Source organism: Bacillus sp. 275, assembly GCF_001999205.1.
In the GTDB taxonomy this organism is placed as follows: domain Bacteria; phylum Bacillota; class Bacilli; order Bacillales; family Bacillaceae; genus Bacillus; species Bacillus velezensis.
In genome coordinates this window covers 2210540-2234789 of the sequence record NZ_CP019626.1, presented here as the reverse complement: position 1 = coordinate 2234789, position 24250 = coordinate 2210540, and the positions used below count along the sequence as shown (strand labels likewise).

Sequence of the window (24250 nt, the reverse complement as noted above, 5' to 3'; positions counted from 1 at the left end):
TTCTTCAAGTTGTTTTTCGGTAAACGGCTTCACTATGTATCCCTCTGCTTTTATTATTCTTCTACTTGAAGTTCCAAAGTTTCAATCTGTTTTCGAATAATTTGAATGTCTCTCTTAATCAATGTCCCCGGTACTATAATTTTTGCAGATTTTCCATTGGTAAGGGAAAAATCGAACCTTTGCATTTCAATAGTTCCTTGTTCTAACGCTTCTCTTGGAATTCTGTCTTTTTTATCCATAAATGTTTCCTCTCTATTTGATTTTATTATTTTTTTATTTTTATGTATTATATTAGCGAATAAAGCTGACTCAATGAAAATCCTAGAGGCGTATTCACTACTGTTAACTGAAATTTCATGATATACATTTAAAATCTCAGGTAAATTATCTGGAATTGCTCCTTCACTTGAATACTTATTAAAAAGTTCAGCAAATAGTTCTGGTTGAAGAAATGCTGTTCTCAAAGCACTTTGAAAATCCTTCTCACTCATTGAATCAATTATCCTTTTGGAAAGCTGAGTCAGCTTATAATTACCAGAGGATCTTTCTAATAATCCAAAGTGTTTTAAGGATGCTATTTTGTTGCCTACAGCCCCGCTGTATTTTTTATATCCCAGAGCTTTTGTTATTAAGTCCTTTTCAATATCGCTATCTCCTGAATAACTTCTTATTAACTTAGCAAACTCTAAAGTACTTTCTAAATTAAATCGCGGAAATCCACGGCTTCTCTTTTTCATAAAACTCTCCTAACTTGTATCGCGAGATAATTACTAACTTTAAACTTATGTTAACTAAAAGTCAACTTCAGTTCAAGTAATATAGAGAATAAATTTTTAGTTTGTTCTATTATTAACTCAACTCTCGTTATTCTACTCTAATAACTTAAAAAAGTGCCTCATTTTCAGAGGCACTCAAATATATTCTTATATGTTTCTGTCCCAATGCCGATGCTCAGCCACGGCCTTCAGAAATTGTTCATGGTTTCCGTCCGGAACAAGGCCGGGGCCGTTTTCGGTTCCGGCGGCGAGGGCGAGAAGTTCTTTTCCTTCACCGGAGGCGCCGATCGCTTTGTAATGGCTGAAAGCTTCGCTGACGAAGTCTCTGGCCGATTTTTGGGCTTTGAGGCTGTCTGTGCTTTGTTTTCCGCCCGGAATGAAAACAGCGTCGTACAGGACGGAATCCGCTGTCAGGAAAGTGGCTGACGCTTTCAGCTCCGTACCGTTTTCTCCCTTGACGGTTCCCAGCGCGGGGCTGATGATATCGGCTCTGACTCCCGCCTGTTTGCATGCGTCAAGCACTTGTTTGACTTTCTCATCAGAAAACCCGTGGTCGGTTAACACCGCGACCTGCCTTGTCGCTGCCGTCTTCACCGTGTTTTCCTGGCTTAAGGCCGGGGAAGTGAACGTTTCATCAGATTCACGGTCCTTCGGCGGCGGGTTCACGCCGATTCCTTTCGCAACACGCTCGGCAAGCCCGGCGTCGACGTGACTGAAGACATCCACCACCTGCTGCTGCACATCCTTGCTGTTCACTTTTCCGACTTCAAAACAGAACGCGGAGATGATATGTTCTTTCTCGGCGGGAGACATGCTGTTCCAGAACATCTTCGCCTGAGAAAAATAGTCATTGAAGCTCTCGCTGCGCTGGCGGATTTTTCTGCCTTCTACTTTTTCCTGGTAATGAACGTATCCGCCTTCTTCTTCTGAAGCCGGCGACGGATCATTGTTCTGCAGGGAATTTTTATGATAGGCGACGGGGCCCTTATTAATCGTCATCCGGTGGTAGCCGTCGTATTGGTTGTTATGGAACGGGCAGACCGGCCGGTTGATCGGAATCTCGTGAAAATTCGGCCCGCCAAGACGGATGAGCTGTGTATCTGTATAAGAGAAAAGCCGTCCCTGCAGAAGCGGATCATTGGTGAAATCAATGCCCGGCACGACATTTCCCGGGTGAAAGGCGACCTGTTCCGTTTCCGCAAAGACATTGTCCTGATTGCGGTCAAGGGTCATTTTTCCGATCAGCTTGACGGGAACCAACTCCTCCGGCCACAGCTTCGTCGGATCAAGGATATCGAAATCAAACTTAAATTCATCTTCTTCGTCAATCATCTGAACACCGAGCTCATACTCGACTTTGCCGCCGTTTTCAATCGTTTCCCACAGGTCACGGCGGTTGAAATCGGGATCTTTCCCGGCAATTTTCTGCGCTTCATCCCATACGAGGGAATGAACGCCGAGCACGGGCTTCCAGTGGAATTTTACAAAGCGCGCTTTTCCTTTCTCGTTGATGAAACGGAACGTATGCACGCCGAAGCCCTCCATCATCCGATAGCTTCGCGGGATGCCGCGGTCAGACATCGTCCACATGACCATGTGAGCCGACTCAGGGTTATTAGCGACAAAATCCCAGAACGTATCATGAGCCGTCGCAGCCTGCGGCATTTCATTGTGCGGTTCCGGTTTTATGGCGTGAACGAGATCCGGGAATTTGATCGCGTCCTGAATGAAGAACACCGGAATATTGTTTCCGACGAGGTCATAGTTCCCTTCTTCAGTATAAAACTTCGTCGCAAATCCCCTGGCGTCACGGACGGTGTCGGCTGACCCCTTGGAGCCCGCCACTGTTGAGAAACGGACGAACACAGGCGTTTTGACGGAAGGGTCCTGCAAAAATTTCGCCCGTGTATATTCCGTCATCGGTTCGTACACCTGAAAATGCCCATGAACGCCGTACCCGCGCGCATGAACGACCCGTTCCGGAATCCGCTCGTGGTCAAAGTGCGTCATTTTTTCACGAAAATGAAAATCCTCCATCAGCGTGGGGCCGCGGACGCCCGCTTTTAAAGAATGTTCATCCTCAGACACGCGAAGCCCCTGATTGGTCGTCATTTTTTTGCCGCTGTTATCAGACCGGTACTGCTCCAGCTGTTCGTCCTTTGAGTGTTCATTTACTCGTTTGTTTTGATCATCACTCATGTCAGTTCCCCCTTTTAAAACGAAACATTCTACAGCACATTTACCCGCGGCGTTCTTCATATAAACTGCTGATCCGCTCATTAGGATTTTAGGTCTGTATTTACATATGCGGTCATACACATTTTGAAATAAGCCATTTTCACAGAAAGAAGTTGTGAAAGCGCTTACCTAAATAGCTGTTGAACAGGGGAGGTCATATCGTGCTTGCCATACTCGGTTTTGTGATGATGATTGTCTTTATGTATCTTATTATGTCTAATCGGCTTTCCGCTCTTATTGCTTTGATTGTCGTTCCTGTTGTGTTTGCCCTGATCAGCGGATTTGGCAAAGATCTCGGCGAGATGATGATTCAAGGCGTTACAGACCTCGCTCCTACCGGGATTATGCTGTTATTCGCCATCCTGTATTTCGGCATTATGATTGACTCAGGTCTGTTTGATCCCCTCATTGCCAAAATCCTATCGCTTGTCAAAGGGGATCCGTTAAAAATCGCCATCGGCACAGCGGTTCTGACGATGACCATTTCGCTGGACGGAGATGGGACAACAACGTATATGATTACGATTGCGGCAATGCTGCCCCTTTACAAACGGCTCGGCATGAACCGTTTGGTGTTGGCGGGGATCGCGATGCTCGGTTCGGGCGTCATGAATATTATTCCGTGGGGCGGGCCGACGGCGAGGGTTTTGGCTTCCTTGAAATTGGACACGTCGGAAGTCTTTACGCCGCTGATTCCCGCTATGATTGCCGGCGTTCTCTGGGTGATCGCCGTTGCTTATCTCCTCGGAAAAAAAGAACGGAAGCGGCTCGGTGTCATTTCAATTGAACACGCACCGTCCTCTGATCCGGATGCAGCGCCGCTGAAGCGCCCCGCTCTCCAATGGTTTAACCTGCTGCTCACTGTCGCCCTGATGGCCGCGCTGATCACCAGCCTGCTTCCCATCCCTGTTCTTTTTATGATCGCGTTCGCCATCGCCTTGATGATCAACTATCCAAATGTCAAAGAGCAGCAGAAACGGATTTCAGCGCATGCGGGTAATGCGTTAAACGTTGTTTCAATGGTGTTTGCGGCAGGCATATTCACAGGCATTCTCTCCGGCACAAAAATGGTGGATGCGATGGCGCATTCTCTCGTTTCCCTCATCCCTGATGCCATGGGCCCGCATCTGCCGTTGATCACTGCGATTGCCAGCATGCCTTTCACCTTTTTCATGTCAAATGACGCCTTTTACTTCGGTGTGCTTCCCATCATCGCTGAAGCCGCTTCCGCTTACGGAATAGACGCCGCTGAAATCGGAAGAGCCTCCTTGCTGGGCCAGCCGGTGCATCTGCTCAGCCCGCTTGTGCCATCCACCTATCTATTGGTCGGAATGGCGGGCGTCAGCTTTGGCGATCATCAAAAATTCACTATTAAATGGGCCGTGGGGACAACGATTGTGATGACGATTGCGGCGCTTTTGATTGGGATTATTTCGTTTTAATTAAAAAAGGATTTCCGCTGGCGGAAATCCTTTTCTGTACATTATTTTTTTGTATAGCGCACCCAGTCATAATGAGCGTATAGCGGATTTACACCATTGTAGGAACCGAGCCAGTCATCGACACCTATCCCATTCCACAAGTTCATCATGATCTTTCCCGGGTTTGTCGGGATTTGGCTTGTCGCAGTATGTTTTAATTGCCCATCGACATACCATTTAATAGAGTTTGGCTGCCAATCGAACGCATACGTATGATAGGCATTGGCCGCGTCAAATCCGAGATCCGCAACCTTCTCATGGTTTCCCGCGCCATTTGTATAATAGTTAAATTGAACCTTTGTCGTGTCTTTTCCTAAAAATTCGATATCAATCTCATCCCAAGGAGTGCCATCCGTTGGACCTGTATAAGTGAAGAACGATGAAACGATCCCCGTGTTTTTAGCCGGTTTCATTCTGACTTCATAAAGTCCATAGCCATAGGTTTGAACGGAGCGGTTCTCCCCGCAGTCAAACTTGTTATAAGACGGGCTTGTCAGCGCCAAACGCATTTCACCTGATGACGTCATTGATACATTATTTGCACGCCACGTGCAGTTGAACATATCTCCATTGGAATAACCATTTGCTTTTTGCCATAAGCCGGAGTTATAGCTGTTAAAAGGTTCAAAAAACGATCCGCCTGTTTGAGCTGATGCAGTAGAAGTGATCGCACACAAACTCAAAAACAATCCAGTGACAAGAAGCAGCAGCACTCGTTTCATACGATAAAACATGTCGGCATTCCCCTTTCTTTGAAAAAGATTTCTTTATCGATCATACATGATTCTGTTAAAAGGGGACATCGGTCAGAATAATGATAATAATGAATCTTAAAAAAACCTAAATTACCATCAGCACAAACAGAAATGATCAGCGCTCATTGTAATTTAGGTTTTGCCTGCTTATCAGTAACAATCCTAACAAGATCATATGTGAATGAAGAAAAAAATACCAACGCTTTCATTATGCTTATTTGACTACCCTTTCTATGTGAATCGTTAAATACAGCAGCTCGTCACTGGTGAGCTTGTGTTCATACGTCCTCTCAATGCATGTTTGGATTTTCTTCGTGCATTCATACGCCCGATGGTACTTTTCTTTCACTGTCTCCAGCAAAAAATCGTCCTGGCTTTCCATATGTGTGCCGTTAAAAAGACGCTGCGCGAAAAACTTTAAGTGGGTGACAAACCGATAATAGTGAAGTGATTCCTCGTTGAAGTCAATCTTAAAATGGTATTTTACGATACTCAAAATCTCTTGCATGACTTTTGTAATGTTGATGATATTGGGCATCTCTTCATTCAGCTCGGCATTGACAATATGCAGCGCAATAAAGCCTGCTTCATCCTCCGGCAGAGACACGCCAGTCTTGTTTTTTACCATGGCCAACGCTTGTTTGCCGATTGCAAACTCGTCTTTATACAGCCGTTTCGTTTCCCACAATAAGGCGTTTTTGATATCCAGCCCTTTCTTATTGCGCTGGATCGCAAAGTTAATATGGTCGGTCAGCGACACATAGATGCTGTCATTGAGCTTTTTGCCGAGCTGTAATTTCGCATAGCTGATAATCTCTTCGGATACTTCCATACATTCGATCGGGATATCATACAAAAGGGTTTTGAACTTTTCGGATACATCTTTGTTATCGAGCGTGAACACTTTCTCAATGCGGGCTTCATCTACCGGGTCTCCCGTTTTCTTTTGAAAAGCAATGCCCCGGCCCATGATAACCAATTCCTGATTGCCTTCTTTGAGCACACTGACAACATTATTATTAATGACTTTCGCAATCTTCAATTCTGTCTCCCTCCCGCCTGACCATTTACCTGCTACACCTTGATTTTACATCCTTTTTGAACTAGGTCAATATCTCCAGGTCAATCAGAAAACGCCGTTCAGAAATCATTGTCCAACGATGAGGCAGCGGCGCATATAATGCAGAGAACCGGTTTTTGGGAAGGAGCGTGTGTGATGAAACGGTTTTCGAAAGAAGAAAGCAGCTGGATGCTGTATGATTGGGCCAATTCAGCTTATTCGGTCATTATTATGACGGCGGTATTCCCCTTGTTCTTTAAAGCCGCGGCGGCGGAAAACGGTGTCAGCGCAGCTGATTCCACCGCTTATTTGGGCTATACGATTGCCGCCGCGCCTTTTATTTTGGCGATGCTCGGCCCCGTCTTAGGAACGATTGCCGACTACAAAGGATGCAAGAAACGGTTTTTTGCCTTCTTTTTTCTGATCGGTGTGGCGGGCACAGCCGCGCTGGCTTTGATTCCCGGTGAATCTTGGATGCTGTTATTAATTTGTTATACGATTTCCACGATCGGCTTTGCCGGGTCTAATGTGTTTTATGATGCGTTTCTCGTTGATGTGGCCGCAAAGGAGCGGATGAATATGGTGTCCGCCAGGGGGTTTGGGCTGGGCTATATCGGCAGTACGATCCCTTTTCTCCTCAGCATTGCCGTGATTCTTTCAGCACAAGCGGAGGTGATTCCGCTGTCCGCCCAGGCTGCCGGCCGCATTGCCTTTTTGATTACGGCGGCATGGTGGGGGCTGTTTTCGATCCCGCTCCTTCTCCGCGTCCGCCAGCGCTATTATATCGAGAGGGAGCCGCGGCTTGTAATCAGCAGTTTTAAACGGCTGGCCGGCACGCTGAAGCAGATCAGGAAGCACCGGGCGCTGTTTTTGTTTCTGCTCGCCTATTTCTTCTATATCGACGGGGTCGGCACCATCATTACGATGTCCACGTCATACGGGGCTGACCTCGGCATCAGCGCGGCAAATCTGCTGATTGTTTTATTTGTCACTCAGGTCGTCGCCGCGCCTTTTTCGATTTTGTACGGACGGCTAGCCGAACGGTTTAAAGGAAAAACGATGCTTTATGCCGGAATCGGCGTGTATATGATTGTCTGCACGTATGCTTATTTTATGGATTCCGCTTTTGATTTCTGGGTTTTGGCTATGCTTGTCGCCACTTCCCAAGGCGGTATTCAGGCGCTGAGCCGCTCTTACTTTGCAAAGCTTGTCCCCAAACAGAACGCCAATGAGTTTTTCGGCTTTTATAATATCTTCGGCAAGTTCGCTTCGATTATCGGCCCTCTTTTGATTGCCGTCACCGCCCAGCTGACCGGGAATTCGTCAGCCGCCGTGTTCAGCCTGATCATTTTGTTTGTAATCGGGATTGGCATCCTTGCGTTTGTCCCCGAGGAGACGGCGTAAAAAAAGCCTGCGCGCGGCAGGCTTTTTTTTTTATTTCTTAGCTTTATGGACTTTCAGTTTTTTGCCTTTGACCGTCGTATTTTTCATGATGTCAAGAACGTGCGGGCCTTTGCCGTTCAGAATCTCGACGTACGATGCGTTGTCCAGAATCGTGATAATCCCGATATCATCGGCTGAAACGCCGTCGATTTTCGCAATCGTTCCGACAAAATCGACCGCTCTGAGTTTTTTCTTTTTCCCGCCGTTAAAGTACAGCTTCATGATGTCTTTGTTTAACTGTTCGCTTTTGTCTGTTTTGACATCGGGGCGGGCGTTCAGTTTTTCCGAAAAAGCCGCTTTCCGTTCCGCTGTTTCTTTCTCGGACGGCGCCTCCCGCTTTTGGATGCGGAAACCGATATATGTCTCAATGTCATTCAGGAACCGCGATTCAGAAGGCGTCACAAACGTAACGGCCAGTCCGCGGTGTCCGGCGCGCCCCGTTCGGCCGGTGCGGTGCACATAGCTTTCTTTTTCAAGCGGAATATCATAATTGATGACGAGGCTGATGTTTTCAATATCAATTCCTCTGGCGGCAACATCGGTCGCAATGAGATAGCGGAACTCGCCGCGCTTGAATTCATTCATGACGTCAAAGCGGTCTTCCTGCACCATGCCGCCGTGAATTTTATCGCAAGGGTAGCCCAGCCTGTCCAGCTCATCGGTTAACTGAATGACCCTTTCTTTTGTCCGGCAGAATATAATGCAGCTGTCCGGGTTTTCGGTGATCAGGACATCACGCAGCAAAGATGTTTTGTCCTCTTCTTCTGTTCTGGTGACAAAATGCTCAATGTCTTTTGTCGTCAGGCCTTCCGCTTTTACTTCAATCAATTCAGGGTCTTTCATATATGTGCGGCTCAGCTTCTCGACGTCATCCGGCAGCGTCGCTGAAAACAGCATGGTGACTCTGTTTTTCGGCAGATGCTGAATGATGGCTTCCACCTGTTCAATAAATCCCATATTCAGCATTTCATCCGCTTCGTCAATCACCACATACGCCAGCCGTTCAAGCGGCAGCGTCCCTTTTTCTATATGATCAAGCACACGCCCCGGCGTTCCGGCAACGACGTGGCTTTTTTGCTTCAATTCGGTTTTCTGTTTGTCAAAAGAAGCTTTTCCGAAAACCGCCGTGGCTTTTATCCGTTTGAAACGGCCGATATTCGTGATATCTTCTTTAATCTGCGCCGCAAGCTCGCGGGTCGGCGTTAAAATCAGCGCCTGCGGTTTGTTTTCCTCCCATTCCGCAAGCTCGCAGATCGGAATGCCGAAAGCCGCGGTTTTGCCGCTGCCCGTCTGCGATTTGACGACGAGGTCTTTTTTTTGCAGCGCGGCGGGGATGACGCGCCGCTGCACTTCAGTCGGCTCGGTGTATTGCAAGCCATTCAGCGCCCGTCGGATTTCGGGGCTGATCGCATATTCATTAAACTCATTCATGACTAAACTCCTTCTCTGTCCGGCTCCCCTCATTATACGCGAAATGCCGCCGCTTTACCCTGACGTTTTGCCGGGCCATTCGGGGGATTGCTTTTTCTTCATGTCAAGCACGACCCATTTGGCGCAATAAAAGCTCATGCTTCCTTCCCCGTCATCGACATAGTAGCGGATCGATTCCCAGCCGCCGTCGACCGGGCTGATATCCAGATGGATGTCGGTGATGCTCTCCAGATCATCCAGCCGGGCAGCACTCACACCTTCAAACCGCAGCACAGCATCATACTGTCCATCAGCCAGCTTCAGCTCAAACACCGGGATTTTATCATAATACTCGTTATACCCGTTATAGAACATAAACTCCGTCAATTCAAAACAACCCGGCGAATCCGGCCCCAGCAGAACTGCTTTCTCATGTTTGTGCCATTCCATTTTGTGCCTCCTTTTTTTCAGCTGAATTGGCATGTCTGACTCAAATGAATTTTCTTTACAAACCCCCATGAATTTCTTTATATGTCTGCACCCAATCTCTTAATTCTTCAATCGTATGCAGATAAGAATCAGGCGAATCTTTCAGATCAAACCCGCTCAAATATACGAGCATCTCCCAAACGGTTTCGTCCTCAACCGCGGATCATCTGCAGCCACATACTCAGACGCCCAATCCGACACTTCTTCCCTCGCCGCTTGACCGTTCAGGATCAGACCAGCCTTTTTCAGACATTCTGCTCTTGTGGGTTCTGTCACGTCAGAATCCTGCCTTTCATTTCTTGTTTAAAATGCTGACTAACAGCCTCCGGGCCCGTTCATGCCTCCCGATTTCCCGGCTGAGCTCCGGATAATCCGTTAAAGCATTTTTCAGCTGCGCATATTGCGGATAAAGCTCAAAAAAGGATTTATATAAAGCTTTACGCTGCCGCGCAGGCATTTGTTTATCTGCCAACACAAAATCTAAGCTGCCGCAGATAAGCGCGAAATACTCATAAAAATCCCCCGCGCAGTCAGCCCCCTCAAAGTCTTCTTCAAATCTCCCAGCATCTGAAGGCAGCGGACCCTCTAATTCTTTTTTGTGTAATTTCAGGTTTTGGATGACGTCATCATTTAAAGAATATCTGTTGGATTTCATCATCTCATTTTGACGCTTTCCAATTACTGATATCCCGCTTATAAATCCCCGAATTCGAGACCGCGTAAATGGCATTGCCAGTCAGCTTTAGCTGATGCCCGGAAAGCTCATGACCATCCGCATCACAGCACATTACCTCTTGCATCGGCAGACTGACATCGGCCGGAATGAGAGACAGTGAATGATCATCTTTGCATACCCAAAACCCGTCATCAGAAATCGCTAGCTGGTCGTAAACCCCGGAATATGTTTTATCAGAAATAATCCAAACTCGTTTCACGTCGGTTTCATCAAACGCAGCAATGACTGTATAAGAGTAATACAGCATGTAGATCAGTCCGTCTTTTTCTGCAAGTGCATAGCAGTCATCTGCCGCGGGCGCGTATATTTCTGAAAGCTGCTGATCAATGTGAGTTTTCTTTAGCTGCCCGTCTAAAGTGAAGCACAGCACACTGTGCCCTTCAGGATTTTCATCACTATAAATACCTTCATCACTTAAACCGATCCACAGGTTTTGTTTTTCATCCAAAAGACTGCATGAAACCCCTGAAGGCAGAGAAAATGCACTTTGTTCTGTTCCTTCTGCTGAAAATACTTTCACTTTATACTCATGCGATTCAAAGAAAATCAACACATACCAGTCAGCCGAACTCTGTTGAAACAGCATAATATCCTCACACAGAATTTGTTCATCGATATGAATCACTCGAATATCACCTAATTCATCGATAATCGTAAACGAAAGCCCGTCATTCTGATGCCGTCCGAGATACAGATGCCCGCAGTTATCAAAATGGAAGAAACGTCCTTTTATTGATTCGTCATGTATCTTATTCATTTTTATTTTCATGTCATTGCCCCTTGAGTCTTGGGTGATATTTTTATCGATCGCACTCTGTAAATTGATATGCAGATGGCTGAAAAAAGCCATCTGCATAGGATTGATCAAAACTTTACCAGATATAAATCGTTATCATGAAAGATAAACATGCGGTCCTGGACGGCTCTGTACGTTGTTTTTCCTTTTCTATCAATACCGTGTATCATGACGTCAGCCTCTGATAACCCTTTGCTCTCTTCATGAAATGCAAATAGGTTATCCTCGTGATTCTGTATCAGCAGCACCCTATTTTTCGAAACGGACAGCTGGTCACAATAGGAGTATTGATCGCCGTTTAGCACATATTCTGCAACAGTACGAATTCTGTCCCGTCCAATCTGATAATGACCGATGACACAGCAATCCTCTCCCTCGAAACATACATACAAATCAGATTTGATCGATTGTACGGCATAGCATTCGTGCATCATTTCTTTAAAATCGTCTTCAAAATAAAACGTTCTGTCTTCTGCATGAAAAGCAAATATCGCTTTTCCTTGAGGATTTCTCTCATCATACATACCCTCGTCCGTTAATCCGATCCATAATAATCCATCCTCACCCAGATGAAATACATTGGCGCTTAATAGAAAAGAACAAATCGGATTGATTTTATTACTGTTTACGCAGTATACGGCTAATTGACACGTATGATTTTCCAGGTAAACGATCACGATAGTGTCATCATACGAATCAACCAGATAAAAATGGGCATCTTCAGAAAATCCGTGTAACTCTTTTTTGATTAAAAGAGAGCTGCCTTTCATAACCTCCAATATTACTTTGTGATCGTGCACCGACACAATAAATACTTGATCATCCCGACCCGCATTGAAATAAATGATATTTTCCCTTTCATATGACCCAACACGCTCCGCGGTAAGTTTTAACATCAGCAACACTCCGTTGAATAGGAACCTGAAATTTTATATTAAATTAATCAATGATATATAAATCTGCTGCATCGTATTCAAACCAAATGATTTTTTCATTACTTTCAGTAGTTACATCAACCTTTTGAGTGTTCAGGTTCATGTAGGACTTATTTTTGGCAGGATTTGCTATTATAACAACAAAATCATTGATCGATGCTAAAAAATATAATTCATCTAATAAGTAATCTGCCATCAATTGTTCTTTGGTTAGGACACATTCAATATGAATGAACTTTTTCGATACAGTATTCATATTTATCATTTTCTTTTCAACCTTCCTCTTCCATTCTTCAATAAAAGAAGGTGTTCCATAACTTCTATCAGAACGGTTCCAAACTCTAAGTCATTCATTAATTGAGAAAAAGTATCTTTACTCACTAGATCACATGAATATATCGAGTTGTATTGAAGCGGATTAATCACATCCAGATTCCCTATAGCCCTCAATGATTCTTTTTGTAAATTTAAAGGAGTGTTCATGTTTACCTCCGCGAACGATTTCGTTATGTAAGAAAAGAGAGGCTGGGAACCTCTCTTATTTATGATTTCGAATGATACGCATAAAATGATTGATCATCAAAGCGAACTGTTTCAGCTTCTACAGCAATCAGCATTCTGTTCATGCCAATGAGAAAATTAGCATTTGATTGATACTCCGGAATTACAGCATTTGATAGATTACCGATTCCTTCCGGGTGGTAACTCATCTCAAATACTTGCCAATTGTATTCTTCCGGATCTATTTTTTCTAATCTCATATCACCAATATCTGCACTAAAATAAACAGATGCTGCATTTTGAAAAAGAATGTTATGCGTAAATTCGGCTTTATTTTCAACGACCTGAATCTTAAGTGAAAGCTCTTTTTTAAACACATGAAAGTCACAATGAAGGACAGCGCACCCTCCGTCTATATAATCTACCCATTCATTAATTGTCTTGTACACCGTTTATCTCCCTAATGAAGTTTTGGAGTCTTTGAGATCTGATTTTAAAGTCTTCACGAAAATTTCTAGCTTTTCTTCATTACAGTTCAATTTATAGAAGGTTGTATTTGAATTATTTTCCATAAATCTAATGATAAATCTGTAATGTTCGTTTTCTTTATCAATACTTAGTATAAAAAATGGTTCAATTGTTTCTAAACGTATCCTGTCTTGATTGCCTGCTGATAATGCTTCAATATCTGATATCAGCATTTTATATTCACTTTCTAATAAAACGGCAGAGTAATCGCGAACGATTGCTTTATTATGTTCCAACAGTTCAAACATTGTTGAGATAAAAGGATCATCCTCTGCTTCTTGATACCTTCTCGGTGTTATTTCAAGTTCCAGACAACCGTCTCCGATTTTGGCCATGCTGTCTCCTCGTTCTCTACTTAATAGCTTTAATTTATTAGTAAATGATTTGAATGACGCTCTGGAATTCAAGCTAAGTTTCAATCGATTGTTCACCTTTTACTGTCTCAGTTCTAATCACCTACCCACTTATTATCTATAATTTTTTTAAAAAAAGCCTGTTGACCAAAAGATGATCAACAGGCTCATCTATTTTTTATTTAATGCCCTTATTTAATAATGTTTGTAATATTTTCTCTATGTCTAGATCCTATTCTGATTGTCTCGGAATCTGTTATTTCTATATGATAAAGAACATAATCCAGTAAATCTTTAATAATTGTTTTCTCTGCTAAAGGGGCTCCATTTAATATATCTTTTAACTCAACTTCTTTTTCCAATAAGATTATATTTTCATGCGCAATTATTGTATTCTTGTACTCTTCTGCTGAGGTTTTTATAAATGAGATTTTTTTATTAAACAAAGTATTTGTTTTTAAGCTCGCTGAGAATATACAAGTATCACTATCTTTATTTGAAACAGAGTAAGAATACATTGCATATTGTTTATTTTCCATATTTTTTAATATAACAAATATTAAATCCTCTATTGTTTTATACTCTTTTTCAACCGAATCATAGTCATTGAGAGTTGATATTTCATAAAAATAGTACATTTAATTCTCTCCTTCTATCTTTTATACACTGTAAACGGCATGAGATAGAATAAGTTTCTTCGTCGTATTGATAGCCTGTTAGCGGTAGCGCTTGTCTTTTACTTCGTCTCAGCAGTATGTTATTCCCACATGTTCCGTGTGTAGTTTGGTTTTTATCATATAAGATAAGAGAGGCTGGTAACCTCTCTAAATCTGTTAAATATCCCGCTTTCCCCGAAAACAACCTTCTTTCACAAACCCATATATCTAAATGGTCTACACAATAGCCGTCTTCATTATCGTGAAAGTCGGTGCCGTTCAAATAAGCTACAGAAAAAAATATCAGTGAATTATAGGTATTCTCAAAACAATCTGAGGGCTGTACTTCTTTTCCTATTTCTTTTTCGTTTCCGACTCTTCCAAAAGCAGCTTCAATTTTCAAACCCATTTTTCTAAACTTTTCTTGATTGTTTCTTATTTTGTTTAATGCAATCCGTTCAAATTGTTTTTCTATTTGTAAGATCTCTTTTTGTGTAATAGATTTCAGGTTGATTTTCTTCATATTACACCTCGTTCAGAACTCAAAACATTTACTACTGTCAGTATCTGTACAAGCGAATGTGAGAAATCAGTCTTTTACAATTCAGTCTTTATGATTTCTTCCATTGACATTCCTTCAAAATATTTATAGAGAATAGATTCTACAGCCGAATGTCCAAATATACCTAATGGGTTAGGGATGTCTTTGCCCGTTTTCTCATCTGCCTCTGCTAATTCATCTTCTGATGCAAATGAATCGCCTTCACTTATGAGATATTTACCGTCTTCATATAAAACAAATTTTAATTGAGAATGACTGTTTTTCTCTATTATCTCTTGAGGCATCTTGGATATTACTTTCCAATCTCCTTGCAGAAAACCTGTGTCCCAGTATTAGCCGCAAATATTTTCTTATTTTCTTCTTTCATTAGACGAATGATTTCTTCTCTGCTAAGTGTATTTTCAGTGAAAATATTATAATACTGAATAAGAATGTCATCGTCTTTATTTTTTGATAGATCACCTTCAATAACCCAAGCATAAGTATACTTCCCGATCTTATCCAAAGGTATTTGAATAACAGCTCCCGGTATTACTTTAGCTATTGATTTCGCTTTCCTGGTCGTTGCCTTTATTTCTACTATTCGCTTATCAACTAACTCCGTGAAAGAAGAATCTCCATTTGTATTCATAACGGTAACTAAAGTTGCTAAGAATTCTTCTAATATCGGTTCTCTATCCAGCTCTCTCTTATATAATTCACAAAATTTTTCTACAGCATCAAAACATATATCTAAGCCTTCATCACTAAGTAAAACTTTCTTGTTTTTATATTCTTCTTCCCAATATCCCAATAGAACGGCCTTCTTTCTTTTCTATTTCATACCGCTCATTCCCTGAATAATATCGTGTCTGAATTCTGTACGCCCAGAGGTTAAAAAGGTTTCCTTCATCAACTACTCAATATCGTAATCCTCCCACTCCCTCCAGTTATTATTTACATCACCTACATCAACTGAACCTGCGCCTTTTTCAAGATATTGCGCAAATGATTGAAAAGAAATTAATTGGCTTGGATCTGTTAGGTAATCAGGATATTCCCAATCCTCTGTTTCGAATACTCCTTCTGCTTCGCTTTTTAGATCCAGTATATTTAATAGTTTTTTTGGCTTTATCCAAAGCGCCTCTCTAAAAGAAGCATCCTCAAACAAATTCCTGAAATAAGTTTTCCAAGCCCTTTCTTTTGTACTCTTTTGGAATTCATTTCTTTGGTGAATATTTACGCAATAACGAGACTCTTTAATTTCAATTTCCACTACTTCGCTTAATTGTTGAAAATCACTTTCACTATATGTTATTTTCTCACCTGCTTCAGTCTTTAGGGCGAAGTCATCAATTATTATCGATTTGTAGTTGTCTGAAAAACAGTTACTATAGGTATGAATAGCCAGAAAAGGTCCTTTAGAATCTACTTCGAAGCAATGAATTGCCAGTAACCAATTGTCATCATTTAATCTTAATAAGGTACATTTACTCCCAACATAATTAGATTCACGCCATTCAAAAATTGGTCGGTTTAATTCACTAAATTCATCATCTAATAGGCTAAGAATTTCTTTACTTTTAATCAAAATTCATTCTCCTTATTAAATTATTTTTATATTTTATCTTCCACATAATAATTTATTTAATATATAACGGATTATTTCCAATTACTGCATGTCTATAATATCTTCAAAAGTATTGAACAGAATCTGTGTGTGCCCATTTTGGCCACTCTGTGTTACCATCATCATGTTTTTGAATATATGCTATCTCTTGACGGGAAATTGCTTCGGCAATTGATTGAAAGAAAGGAGACAAACTAGGCAAATCTTTTTCTCCTTCTGGATGCATCCATAATTCTGTTGAATACAATTGTTCATACTCCGAAGAGAGACCCGCTATTTCCAGTTGTTCTTGTTTCGTCAGCCAAAGTGTGTCAAGAAATAATCTATTTTTGGTCATATGCCTCAAACATGTAATCCATTCATTCTTTGGGGAAATCTTATCTTTTATTTCCTGCTCAATAAAAAATTGAAATGTTTTCTCTCTAAGAGACACATTGATTTGTTTACTTGTAAAACCCGATTCTATATCTTCCAATTCCAGCAAATTTCCTTTTTCATCTGCAAATAAAAACGGTTCATCATCTAAAAAACTTACTTCATTATTTGTTAATTGATTACCCACCGCATAAAAATCAATAGCTGGTCCCAATCTCGACAATCCAAACAGCTGGAACGTTAAAAGCCAGTTATCTCTTTCAATAAAAATCGAAAGCTTCCCTTTTGCGAAGTCAAAATTCTCATTATCAAGAAACGGAAACTCTTCCTTATTGAATGAATCGTTAAGCAATGCGAGAATGGCTTCTTTTTTTCCACCCAACATCCTCACCTCCGTTGATGTCTTTTTCTCAGAATAGCACTAGTATATCCTCCTTGTTTTCGTGAACAAGTTTGACAATGAGGATATAGCCTTTGTCGCTGGCCTTTCTTCCTTAATTTTGATACTGGTTGGTGATCCGCAATCCAATTTCTGCTTTTAGTTCCAGGGTGCCTTCTACCACAAGTATGACAGCCATATTTATTCCCAATTTTGTTTAATACTCTTCTTTCCTTTTTATTTAACCTGCTACTTGTACTTCTTGCAGGAATTGACCTTCTAGCGTATTTACCAGGTTTTAAATACTTCTTGGCGGCCTTCGCAAATCCCAAAGCCTTCTTAGCACCTTTAAACACTTTCCCAGGCCCAAAGTTCGAAGCCGCTGCCCAGGCTGCACCTCTCCATCCTTTACCTGATTTATAGGCCTTATATCCATCATAGGCTGCAAATCCGGTATTTACTACAAGCCACACCCAATGCCCATCCGGATCGACGTTCATGACTGGGTTGTTGTTTCCGTATGCATATCCATTCTGATCTAAAGAATCGCCGTCACTTCCCGGGTCTGGGTCTAGTGATAAGAATACGCCGTTTCTTGGCTCGTAGTAGCGGGCCATGAGATAGTATAGACCGGTTTCTTCATCGTACTGGTAGCCTGCGTAGCGGTAGCGGTTGTCTTTTACTTCGTCGCTCGCTTCGGTTTTTGTCGGATTTCCCCATGCATCGTATTGATATTTGGCAACGGTTTTTCCGGTGCTGTCTGTGATGGCGATGACGTCGCCGTGTGCGTTGTAGTGATAGAAATATTTCTTGCCGTTCTCTGTATAGGATAACAGCTGGCCGCTGTCACCGTACGTGTATGATTTAGTGACGTTGTTGTCTGCGTCTGTTTCATACAGGACATTCAAGCTGTCTCCGTCGTAGAAGTAGTTTGTGACGTTTCCGTTGACGGTTTTTTGGATTCTGTTTCCTTTTTCATCGTATTTGTATGTTGCGAACGGCTTGTCTTCGCCTTTTTTCGTGACGGCGGTCAGGTTGTCTTCCGCGTCCCACGTATATGTGTATTTGCCGTCGGATGTGCGGTTGCCGTTTTTATCGTAGGACAGGTCTTCGTCATTCACCTTCGTCAGCTGGTTCATGATGTTGAAGGAAGCGTTGACTGATTTGCTTGCGCCGTCCTTTGTGGTGGTAACATTTGTCCGGTTGCCGAAGCCGTCGTACGTATATTGAATGACGGTGCCGTCTTCATGAGTTTCTTTGACGAGCTGGTTGAGCTTGCCGTATTCGTACTGCACCTTTCCGCCCGCTGAGCTGTCGATGACCGTGCGGTTGCCGTTGGCGTCGTATTCATAGCTTTCCCGGAAGATGCTGCCGCCGTTTTTCGCTCCGATATGAAGAGAGCTGACAAGATTCCGCTCATCATATGAGAAGCTCGTGCCGACTTCATTTCCGCTGATGAATGTCTGGACATTGCCGTTTTCATCATAATCAAATGTATAGGCTGAAGTGCCGTCTTTCATTTCAATCATTTGATCAAGTTTGTTGTACGTAAAGCTGTTTGTTCCTTTTTGGCCGCCGTGGCTCCATGAGAAAGTTTTCAGCTTATCCGAATCAGCCGGATACGTCCAGCTTTGGCTGCCGCCGCGGTCGGTTAATTCGGTCAGGCGGTTTTTGTTGTCAAAGGTGCGTTTTTTCGTTGTATTTTGTTCTTTGTTCGTGACCGACGTTTCATTGCCGTTTTTGTCATAGGTAAAGTTGTATTTTTCAGTGCCGTTATACGCTTTTGACTTAACCCGGTCGGTGCCGTCATAGGTCAGCGACACTTCATTGCCGTTGGCGGAAACGGTTTTCGTCAAGTTGCTGTAGGCGTCATATTCACTCTTCAGTACATTGCCGAGCGGGTCGGTTGTTTTGACGAGCTTGCCCATGACGTCATATTCATATTGATAGGTCTGGTCCGCGCCTGCCCGAATCGTTTTTGTCAGCTCATTTCCTTCCTTGTCATAGCTGTGAAGGATGGATGTGCCGTTTGACAAGGTCAGCTTTGTCAGCTGGTCGGCCTGATCGTATTCGTAGGCGGTTGTTTCGCCTTTCGCGTCGGTTTCAGACATTTTCTTTCCAGTCTCATCATATGAAGCAGTGCTTGCATACCCTAGTTCGTCTTCTTCTTTTGTGACGTAGTTTCCTTTTTCGTCATAGGTGTTTTTCGTCAGGATGCTTCCTTCGATTAAACGGATATCATCAAACCACGCCGTTCCTGTGGCGCTTTTTTGGAACAGAATGCTGAGTTCGATTTTATTGATCGGCTTTGTTTTCGGAATGACTGCCGCCGCCCGGTTCCATTCCTGTGTCCCCTGCGGGAATTTGGCAGTGTATACGCCCGTCGTGCCGTCCGCATAAGTGACGTCAGCCTGAAGAGCGTAATCATTGTCGTTCGTTAATTTTACGCCGTCAGCCTTGGACATCCCCGTCAGCGTGATATATACCGGCTTATCGTCCGCGCTTTGGCCTAGCGTAACGGTTTGTTTTGCGGCCGCATTGGCTTGTGATGCATTTGTGCGGGACGCTTTTAATGAGCTGTCATCATCGAAGCCTTCATCAAGGTCAGCGGCGGCTCCGCTTGTGCTCCAGCCATCTGTTTTGGCCGTGAAACTGCTGTTTTGCACCGGGTTATAGCTTGAAGAGACTTCGCCTTTTTCCAGCTGAACCTGATCAAACCACGCTTTTCCTTTGCCGTCCTTGTCGTTATGATCCACTTCCATATAGACGATGGCTTTTCCTGCATTGGCCGGTGTTGTAAAGGTGATCTGCCGTTTCGTCCAGTCATTCTTTCCGGCTAATGCGCCTGATTCATTGTGAATCCATTGAATGCGTTTTTGGTCTTTGTCACGCAGATCAATGTTGAAATACGCTCTCGCCTTCGTCAGATCCGTTTTGATCTGGCCGCTGAGTGTATACGTCGTATTCGGCTCCAGCTGCACTTCCTGCGTTGCGGACGCATGGCCGTGCTCTGTTCCGGCTGAAGCGGATTGTGACGAGATCTCCAATGCTTTTTGTCCGGACAGCGCGCCGCTTCTTCCTTTGACAGACGCGATGCTTCCGCTGTCTCTCGTAGCGGTGAGATTCCAGCCAAGCTTTGTTCCTTCAAAGCTGCCGTCTTTCAGCAGGCTCGCCGAAGCTGCCAGCTCTTTGCTTGATTGAATGAGATTTCCGTACTTGTCATACACGGCGGCGGATGAGGATTTTCCGCTTTGATCCGTCTCAGAAACGGCATCCAGTCCGTCGTACGCAATATCAGTGACGTTCCCCTCGGTATCCTTCATTTTCGTTACGTCATTGTTTTTGTTGTACTGATACGTTTCAGTGCCGTAGTTGTCTTTTACGGCTGTGACGTTGCCGTCTTTATCATATTGATAGCTTTCTGTCGCTTTGCCCGCATCCGCGTCGTTCGGATCGGTGTCCTGAATGACGTTGTTGCCTTCGTATACGGTATTGGTCGTGATTTTCAGCCCTTCGGCATCATCGATCATCTGAATCGGGTTGCCCGCCTCATTATAGCCGTACTGCACTTTGCGGCCGTTCGGCTGCGTCATGAGCAGCGTTTTTTTGTCCGCGTCATAGCTGTAGTCGTACGTTTCTTTTTTCGCATTGACGGCTTTGGCCAGACGGTGGCCGCTGTATTGGTATTCAGTGAACAGCGGTTTGTCATCCGTGCTGTTTGCGGAATACTGCTTGACGAGGCGCCCTTCGGCATCATAGTCGTAGCTTGTGACGCTGCCGTCAGTATCCGTCACCTTTTTGAGAAGGTCTTTGTCATATGAATATGAAATCTTTTTGTTTTTCGGCCCTGTAAGAGATGTGACATGGCCGTTTTCATCATAGGTAAATGTCAGCTTGCGCCCTGATGCGTCTGTTATGGCGGTCAGCTGATTGCTGTCGTTATATTCGTATACGGTTGTGTTGTTGTGTCCGTCAACGATTTTTTGGAGCTTGCCGCCTTTTTTGCTGAAGTAAGCGTTCGTCTGATCTTTTGTTTTTAATACAAATTGATCGCTTGTTTCCGTAAGTTCGAGATAAACGCCCGTCGGCGGCTGATACGTGCCGTCAGATTTTTTCGTGAAGACATGTGTTGTCGCGTCCTCATCAATATAAACGGCTCTGCCGTCTTCAGAAAGGATCGACGTTTCCGCATCGGCATACCAGCCTTGGCCGAACATATGGTCAGAGCTGTCAAGGCTGTTGAAGGTCCGGGAGAGTCCGAGCCCCGGGCCGCGTCCGTCGATTGACATATCTTCCTCATTGACGATGACATTTCCCGTCGCGCCGTTCAGCTGTCCGTCCGGAATGTCGATAATAGACCAGAATTCTTCCGTTCCGAGGAATTCCGCCCCTTCGTGGAAAACAGGGTTAAAAGGTGCCGTCGGTATGCTGTCACCGTTTGCGTCATAGGCGGTCAGCGTGAAGGAATAGTTCTTCTTCCCTTTGTAATTGCCGTTTGCGTTTTCGTAAACAGGTGAAGGGTCAAGCGCCAGTTCGCCGCCCTTTCCGTCCGTGTGAAGCTGGAATCTTCCCGCTTTCACTTCATCGGCTGAAGGCCAGATGTGTTTGTTTTGGGTCGTCCAATGATCGGTATCCCCGACATCGAATGATTGATAGTCTTTTCCGTTGTAGATGTTGATTTTGTAGCCTTTGGCGTTTTTGACTTTATCCCATATGAGATTGACATAACCCGTTTGGCTCGATTTCGTGTTCGTATAGACATAGCCTGTCAGGTTTTTCGGCTTTGCGATATCAGGCAGCGCCGGACTCGCTTCCGGTGAGGCGATCGCTTCTCCGTCTTTGTTATAAGCAATGACTTTAAATCCGTAGGTTTTCCGGTTCGCATCTCCGCCGGCGTTTTTATAAACGGGGCCCGGGTTGATCGGCAATTCCGCGCCTTTTTTGTCTTTCAGGTGAAGCGCATATTTTCCGGCGCTGATTTCCGCCTTTGTCGGCCAGATGTTTTGATCTTTTGTGGACCAGGATGTTTTATTTCCGAGGTCAAGCGTTTCAAAGCTTTTGCCGTTAAAGACTTGCATTTTATACCCGGCTGCGCCTGATACGGCTTTCCAGGAAAGATCAAACCAGCCTGTGGCGTTGTTGTTATTAAAGCCTTTCGTGCTTGGTTTCTGAACTCTTCCAATATTCGGAATGACGGGCTTGGCGGCCGCAGACATGGCGCCTTCTCCCTGGTCAAACACCGCGCTGACCGCGACCCAGTAATTTTTACTTGCCTGATAGCTGCCGCCGGCGTTTTTATAGACCGGCGAAGGATTAAGCGCTAATTCAGTTCCGCCTTTTCCGTCTGTATGCAGCTTATATTTGCCGGAGTCGATTTCCGCTTTTGTCGGCCAGATGTTTTTTCCTTTTGTGCTCCAAGAGGTTGCATTGCCGACCGGAATGGCCTGGTATTCTTTCCCGTTATAGAGCCAGACTTTATAGCTTTTGGCGCCTTCAGCTTTTTTCCAGCTGATATTGAAAAATCCTGTCGAATCTCCGTTATGATACGCTTTGACAGACGGCGTGTCCGCCTTCGGAATTGTGTATGTCACTTCAATGTATGGTTTTTTAGCAGAGTTTGCTGATGACATCAGCTTCTTCCAATATTCTTTTCCGTTGCCGTTTGCGTGAAGCTTAAAGCCGTAATTGGCGCCGCCGCTGTTCCACGACTTGACTGCGGAGGTGACATCGAAGCTTGCCCATTGGCCTTTATAGACCTCGGCTTTGCCGATGTTTTTGGAGCCCGGCTTGTTCTTCCACGTAATCTTGGCATTGTCGTAATTGCTGTTAACGGTGTCGAGCCAAAGCCCCGTCGCTTTTGATCCGTAATAGGAGTGGGCTGTGTACGCTTTGAGCGTCGCTTTCGTCACCGTCATGTTTTTGATCGGCTTTAGATTATCAAACTTCATAAAAGCGTAGTTCGTTCCGGTTGTGCCGTCATAATATCCAGTTTTCAGCACGTACGCTTTCAATCCGGCATCCCATTTCTGCGATGCGGCAGAGTAGTTTGTCGTCGGGTACGCGCTCATGACAAAGGTATCGGATGACACAGATACTGATGTTGAAGGGTCAATAGATACCGGATAAACCCGCTTGGGATCTTTCAGCCATTTTTCATCGGCCGTTACATGGAGCAAGTAGCCTTCACTATTTTTTTCAAGCTTGAAGCTGACATCTTCTGACCTGCTGACTTCACCTGACTTTTCGTCGAGATCTGAGTCGGTCATAAAGGGCTTCGGCACGGTGTAGACGACATTGTCTTTATCATCAGAAAACGCGATCGAGCCGTCTTCCTGTTCTTTAGCCTGAAGGTCGGTTTTGATTTGAAAGGTGAAGGAATTGTAGCCTTCATATTTGTGAAGCACAAGGTCTTCTTTTATGTTTTCGTTAAATGTGTAGGTTTGTAAATCAATTGCAGGAAACACTTGCTGATACGTAAGCTCGTTGCTGTCTTCCCTTACTTTTGCTGAGGCATCTGTCGGAGTGATTGCAGCCTGATCGGGGCCTTTTGCGCCGGTTAATGAGTATGTGAGCTTATGATCATCATGTTCAAATGTAGCGTATAATCCGTTTTTCATTTGCTTCAGAAAATCGGAATTCAGCACTGTATTTTCCGTTCCGACTTCCTTTGAGCCGGTTTTCAATTCAGGAGAAACGTCTTCCCAGTCCGCATTGGCGGTTTCTTTCGTATGTATGGGGTCTGTGTAGATTTCCTGTTTGTACACACCCTCGCCTTCATAGTAAAGCTTTGAATTCTCAGTTCTTTCTGACGTGATCTCACCGTCTTGATTGATATCTTTTTGATCAAAAGGCATCTGCTCAGATGCTTTTTCCGCCGGAAGATCTTTTTCCGGGTCTGCGGCCGGAATGGCGGCGGTTTTCGCTTGATCTTGTTTTTCACGCGTTTCTGCCGCAAACACATCGGCAGGCGCAATGGAAATCATCAGCGTTGCCGCAAGAGTGCCGGCCAGCCATTTTTTCCACTTGTTCTTTTTTCCTATTTTCATAGGTTCTCCTCCTTCTTTTGTAATATAGGCTTAACAATAGTAATATTATTGAAATTGTTTATCAATATTTTCCTAGGTATTTAAGGTTATTTTAAGGATTATAGGGATTTTGAACCTTTTAT

At 43.9% G+C, this 24250-nt stretch carries 21 protein-coding genes and 1 pseudogene; 2 read left to right on the top strand and 20 right to left on the bottom strand.

All coding sequences use genetic code 11. The annotated features are described in order from the left end of the window. Positions 1 to 53: 53 nt before the first annotated feature. Together BZ167_RS10705 and BZ167_RS10700 are read right to left on the bottom strand one after the other, a co-directional pair. Positions 54 to 737 carry a hypothetical protein gene (locus tag BZ167_RS10705; RefSeq protein ID WP_077392073.1) on the bottom strand — a complete coding sequence of 228 codons (684 nt, stop codon included), beginning with the start codon at positions 735 to 737 and terminating at the stop codon, positions 54 to 56. Positions 738 to 923: 186 nt separating this feature from the next. After that, positions 924 to 2975 carry a catalase gene (locus tag BZ167_RS10700; RefSeq protein ID WP_077392072.1) on the bottom strand — a complete coding sequence of 684 codons (2052 nt, stop codon included), beginning with the start codon at positions 2973 to 2975 and terminating at the stop codon, positions 924 to 926. 200 nt (positions 2976 to 3175) lie between these two features. On the opposite strand from BZ167_RS10700, the gene citH reads away from it, so the two are divergent. Further along, positions 3176 to 4456, top strand: a complete 1281-nt coding sequence (gene citH, locus BZ167_RS10695) for a citrate transporter CitH (protein WP_053573918.1) — start codon at positions 3176 to 3178, stop codon at positions 4454 to 4456. A gap of 41 nt (positions 4457 to 4497) precedes the next feature. Here the strand turns inward: citH and bglS are convergent, their stop codons facing one another. Both bglS and licT read right to left on the bottom strand, forming a co-directional pair. Beyond that, positions 4498 to 5229, bottom strand: a complete 732-nt coding sequence (bglS, locus tag BZ167_RS10690; RefSeq protein ID WP_007407782.1) for a beta-glucanase — start codon at positions 5227 to 5229, stop codon at positions 4498 to 4500. A 235-nt stretch (positions 5230 to 5464) separates the two neighbouring features. Next, positions 5465 to 6292, bottom strand: coding sequence for a BglG family transcription antiterminator LicT (gene licT, locus BZ167_RS10685; protein ID WP_015418531.1), 828 nt, complete (start codon positions 6290 to 6292; stop codon positions 5465 to 5467). A 171-nt stretch (positions 6293 to 6463) separates the two neighbouring features. Between licT and BZ167_RS10680 the strand changes: the two genes are divergently transcribed. Continuing rightward, complete coding sequence (locus BZ167_RS10680) at positions 6464 to 7714, top strand: MFS transporter (protein WP_108490715.1); 1251 nt, start codon at positions 6464 to 6466, stop codon at positions 7712 to 7714. 30 nt (positions 7715 to 7744) lie between these two features. Here the strand turns inward: BZ167_RS10680 and BZ167_RS10675 are convergent, their stop codons facing one another. The 16 genes and pseudogenes from BZ167_RS10675 to BZ167_RS10605 form a co-directional block, all read right to left on the bottom strand. Beyond that, the gene (locus BZ167_RS10675) at positions 7745 to 9184 is read right to left on the bottom strand and encodes a DEAD/DEAH box helicase (protein WP_033574330.1); all 1440 of its coding nucleotides are present in this window, start codon (positions 9182 to 9184) and stop codon (positions 7745 to 7747) included. Between the two features lie 54 nt (positions 9185 to 9238). Next, a complete protein-coding gene (locus tag BZ167_RS10670) occupies positions 9239 to 9613 on the bottom strand; it encodes a hypothetical protein (RefSeq protein ID WP_032869354.1) in 375 nt (124 codons plus the stop codon). Between the two features lie 55 nt (positions 9614 to 9668). Then, positions 9669 to 9928 (bottom strand): annotated as a pseudogene (locus BZ167_RS10665) (DNA-binding protein). A gap of 16 nt (positions 9929 to 9944) precedes the next feature. Continuing rightward, positions 9945 to 10310, bottom strand: coding sequence for a YxiJ family protein (locus BZ167_RS10660; protein ID WP_032869345.1), 366 nt, complete (start codon positions 10308 to 10310; stop codon positions 9945 to 9947). Position 10311: 1 nt separating this feature from the next. Next, on the bottom strand, positions 10312 to 11157 hold the full coding sequence (locus BZ167_RS10655; protein ID WP_061861009.1) for a hypothetical protein: 846 nt from the start codon (positions 11155 to 11157) through the stop codon (positions 10312 to 10314). A 95-nt stretch (positions 11158 to 11252) separates the two neighbouring features. Beyond that, the gene (locus tag BZ167_RS10650; RefSeq protein ID WP_061861010.1) at positions 11253 to 12080 is read right to left on the bottom strand and encodes a hypothetical protein; all 828 of its coding nucleotides are present in this window, start codon (positions 12078 to 12080) and stop codon (positions 11253 to 11255) included. Positions 12081 to 12123: 43 nt separating this feature from the next. Continuing rightward, entirely contained in the window at positions 12124 to 12384 is a 261-nt protein-coding gene (locus BZ167_RS20525; RefSeq protein ID WP_223255288.1) for a hypothetical protein, read from the bottom strand. Between the two features lie 277 nt (positions 12385 to 12661). Beyond that, on the bottom strand, positions 12662 to 13069 hold the full coding sequence (locus BZ167_RS10640; protein WP_053573914.1) for a YxiG family protein: 408 nt from the start codon (positions 13067 to 13069) through the stop codon (positions 12662 to 12664). A 3-nt stretch (positions 13070 to 13072) separates the two neighbouring features. Next, on the bottom strand, positions 13073 to 13483 hold the full coding sequence (locus BZ167_RS10635) for a WapI family immunity protein (RefSeq protein ID WP_053573913.1): 411 nt from the start codon (positions 13481 to 13483) through the stop codon (positions 13073 to 13075). A 209-nt stretch (positions 13484 to 13692) separates the two neighbouring features. Beyond that, positions 13693 to 14139, bottom strand: coding sequence for a hypothetical protein (locus tag BZ167_RS10630; RefSeq protein ID WP_061861011.1), 447 nt, complete (start codon positions 14137 to 14139; stop codon positions 13693 to 13695). After that, positions 14123 to 14680, bottom strand: coding sequence for a hypothetical protein (locus BZ167_RS10625; protein WP_061861012.1), 558 nt, complete (start codon positions 14678 to 14680; stop codon positions 14123 to 14125). The genes BZ167_RS10630 and BZ167_RS10625 overlap by 17 nt, the downstream gene beginning before the upstream one ends. 74 nt (positions 14681 to 14754) lie before the next feature. Further along, entirely contained in the window at positions 14755 to 15003 is a 249-nt protein-coding gene (locus BZ167_RS20520) for a hypothetical protein (RefSeq protein WP_224462900.1), read from the bottom strand. Between the two features lie 8 nt (positions 15004 to 15011). Then, positions 15012 to 15512: a hypothetical protein gene (locus BZ167_RS10620; RefSeq protein ID WP_224462902.1), complete on the bottom strand. Its 501-nt coding sequence runs from the start codon at positions 15510 to 15512 to the stop codon at positions 15012 to 15014. 102 nt (positions 15513 to 15614) lie between these two features. Continuing rightward, the gene (locus tag BZ167_RS10615) at positions 15615 to 16289 is read right to left on the bottom strand and encodes a DUF7003 family protein (protein WP_047476019.1); all 675 of its coding nucleotides are present in this window, start codon (positions 16287 to 16289) and stop codon (positions 15615 to 15617) included. Positions 16290 to 16392: 103 nt separating this feature from the next. Then, positions 16393 to 17088 (bottom strand): DUF7003 family protein, encoded by a 696-nt coding sequence (locus BZ167_RS10610; protein ID WP_047936317.1) that lies wholly within the window; start codon positions 17086 to 17088, stop codon positions 16393 to 16395. A gap of 2 nt (positions 17089 to 17090) precedes the next feature. Next, positions 17091 to 24128, bottom strand: a complete 7038-nt coding sequence (locus tag BZ167_RS10605) for a DNRLRE domain-containing protein (RefSeq protein ID WP_077392070.1) — start codon at positions 24126 to 24128, stop codon at positions 17091 to 17093. Between the last annotated feature and the right edge of the window lie 122 nt (positions 24129 to 24250).

Bases quoted from the DNA above. Each gene is read 5' to 3' on its own strand.
- BZ167_RS10705 (WP_077392073.1), bottom strand. From the start codon at position 737: ATGAAAAAGAGAAGCCGTGGATTTCCGCGATTTAATTTAGAAAGTACT.
- BZ167_RS10700 (WP_077392072.1), bottom strand. From the start codon at position 2,975: ATGAGTGATGATCAAAACAAACGAGTAAATGAACACTCAAAGGACGAA.
- bglS (WP_007407782.1), bottom strand. From the start codon at position 5,229: ATGTTTTATCGTATGAAACGAGTGCTGCTGCTTCTTGTCACTGGATTG.
- BZ167_RS10675 (WP_033574330.1), bottom strand. From the start codon at position 9,184: ATGAATGAGTTTAATGAATATGCGATCAGCCCCGAAATCCGACGGGCG.
- BZ167_RS10670 (WP_032869354.1), bottom strand. From the start codon at position 9,613: ATGGAATGGCACAAACATGAGAAAGCAGTTCTGCTGGGGCCGGATTCG.
- BZ167_RS10660 (WP_032869345.1), bottom strand. From the start codon at position 10,310: ATGATGAAATCCAACAGATATTCTTTAAATGATGACGTCATCCAAAAC.
- BZ167_RS10655 (WP_061861009.1), bottom strand. From the start codon at position 11,157: ATGAAAATAAAAATGAATAAGATACATGACGAATCAATAAAAGGACGT.
- BZ167_RS10650 (WP_061861010.1), bottom strand. From the start codon at position 12,080: ATGTTAAAACTTACCGCGGAGCGTGTTGGGTCATATGAAAGGGAAAAT.
- BZ167_RS20525 (WP_223255288.1), bottom strand. From the start codon at position 12,384: ATGATAAATATGAATACTGTATCGAAAAAGTTCATTCATATTGAATGT.
- BZ167_RS10635 (WP_053573913.1), bottom strand. From the start codon at position 13,483: ATGGCCAAAATCGGAGACGGTTGTCTGGAACTTGAAATAACACCGAGA.
- BZ167_RS10630 (WP_061861011.1), bottom strand. From the start codon at position 14,139: ATGTACTATTTTTATGAAATATCAACTCTCAATGACTATGATTCGGTT.
- BZ167_RS10625 (WP_061861012.1), bottom strand. From the start codon at position 14,680: ATGAAGAAAATCAACCTGAAATCTATTACACAAAAAGAGATCTTACAA.
- BZ167_RS20520 (WP_224462900.1), bottom strand. From the start codon at position 15,003: ATGCCTCAAGAGATAATAGAGAAAAACAGTCATTCTCAATTAAAATTT.
- BZ167_RS10610 (WP_047936317.1), bottom strand. From the start codon at position 17,088: ATGTTGGGTGGAAAAAAAGAAGCCATTCTCGCATTGCTTAACGATTCA.
- BZ167_RS10605 (WP_077392070.1), bottom strand. From the start codon at position 24,128: ATGAAAATAGGAAAAAAGAACAAGTGGAAAAAATGGCTGGCCGGCACT.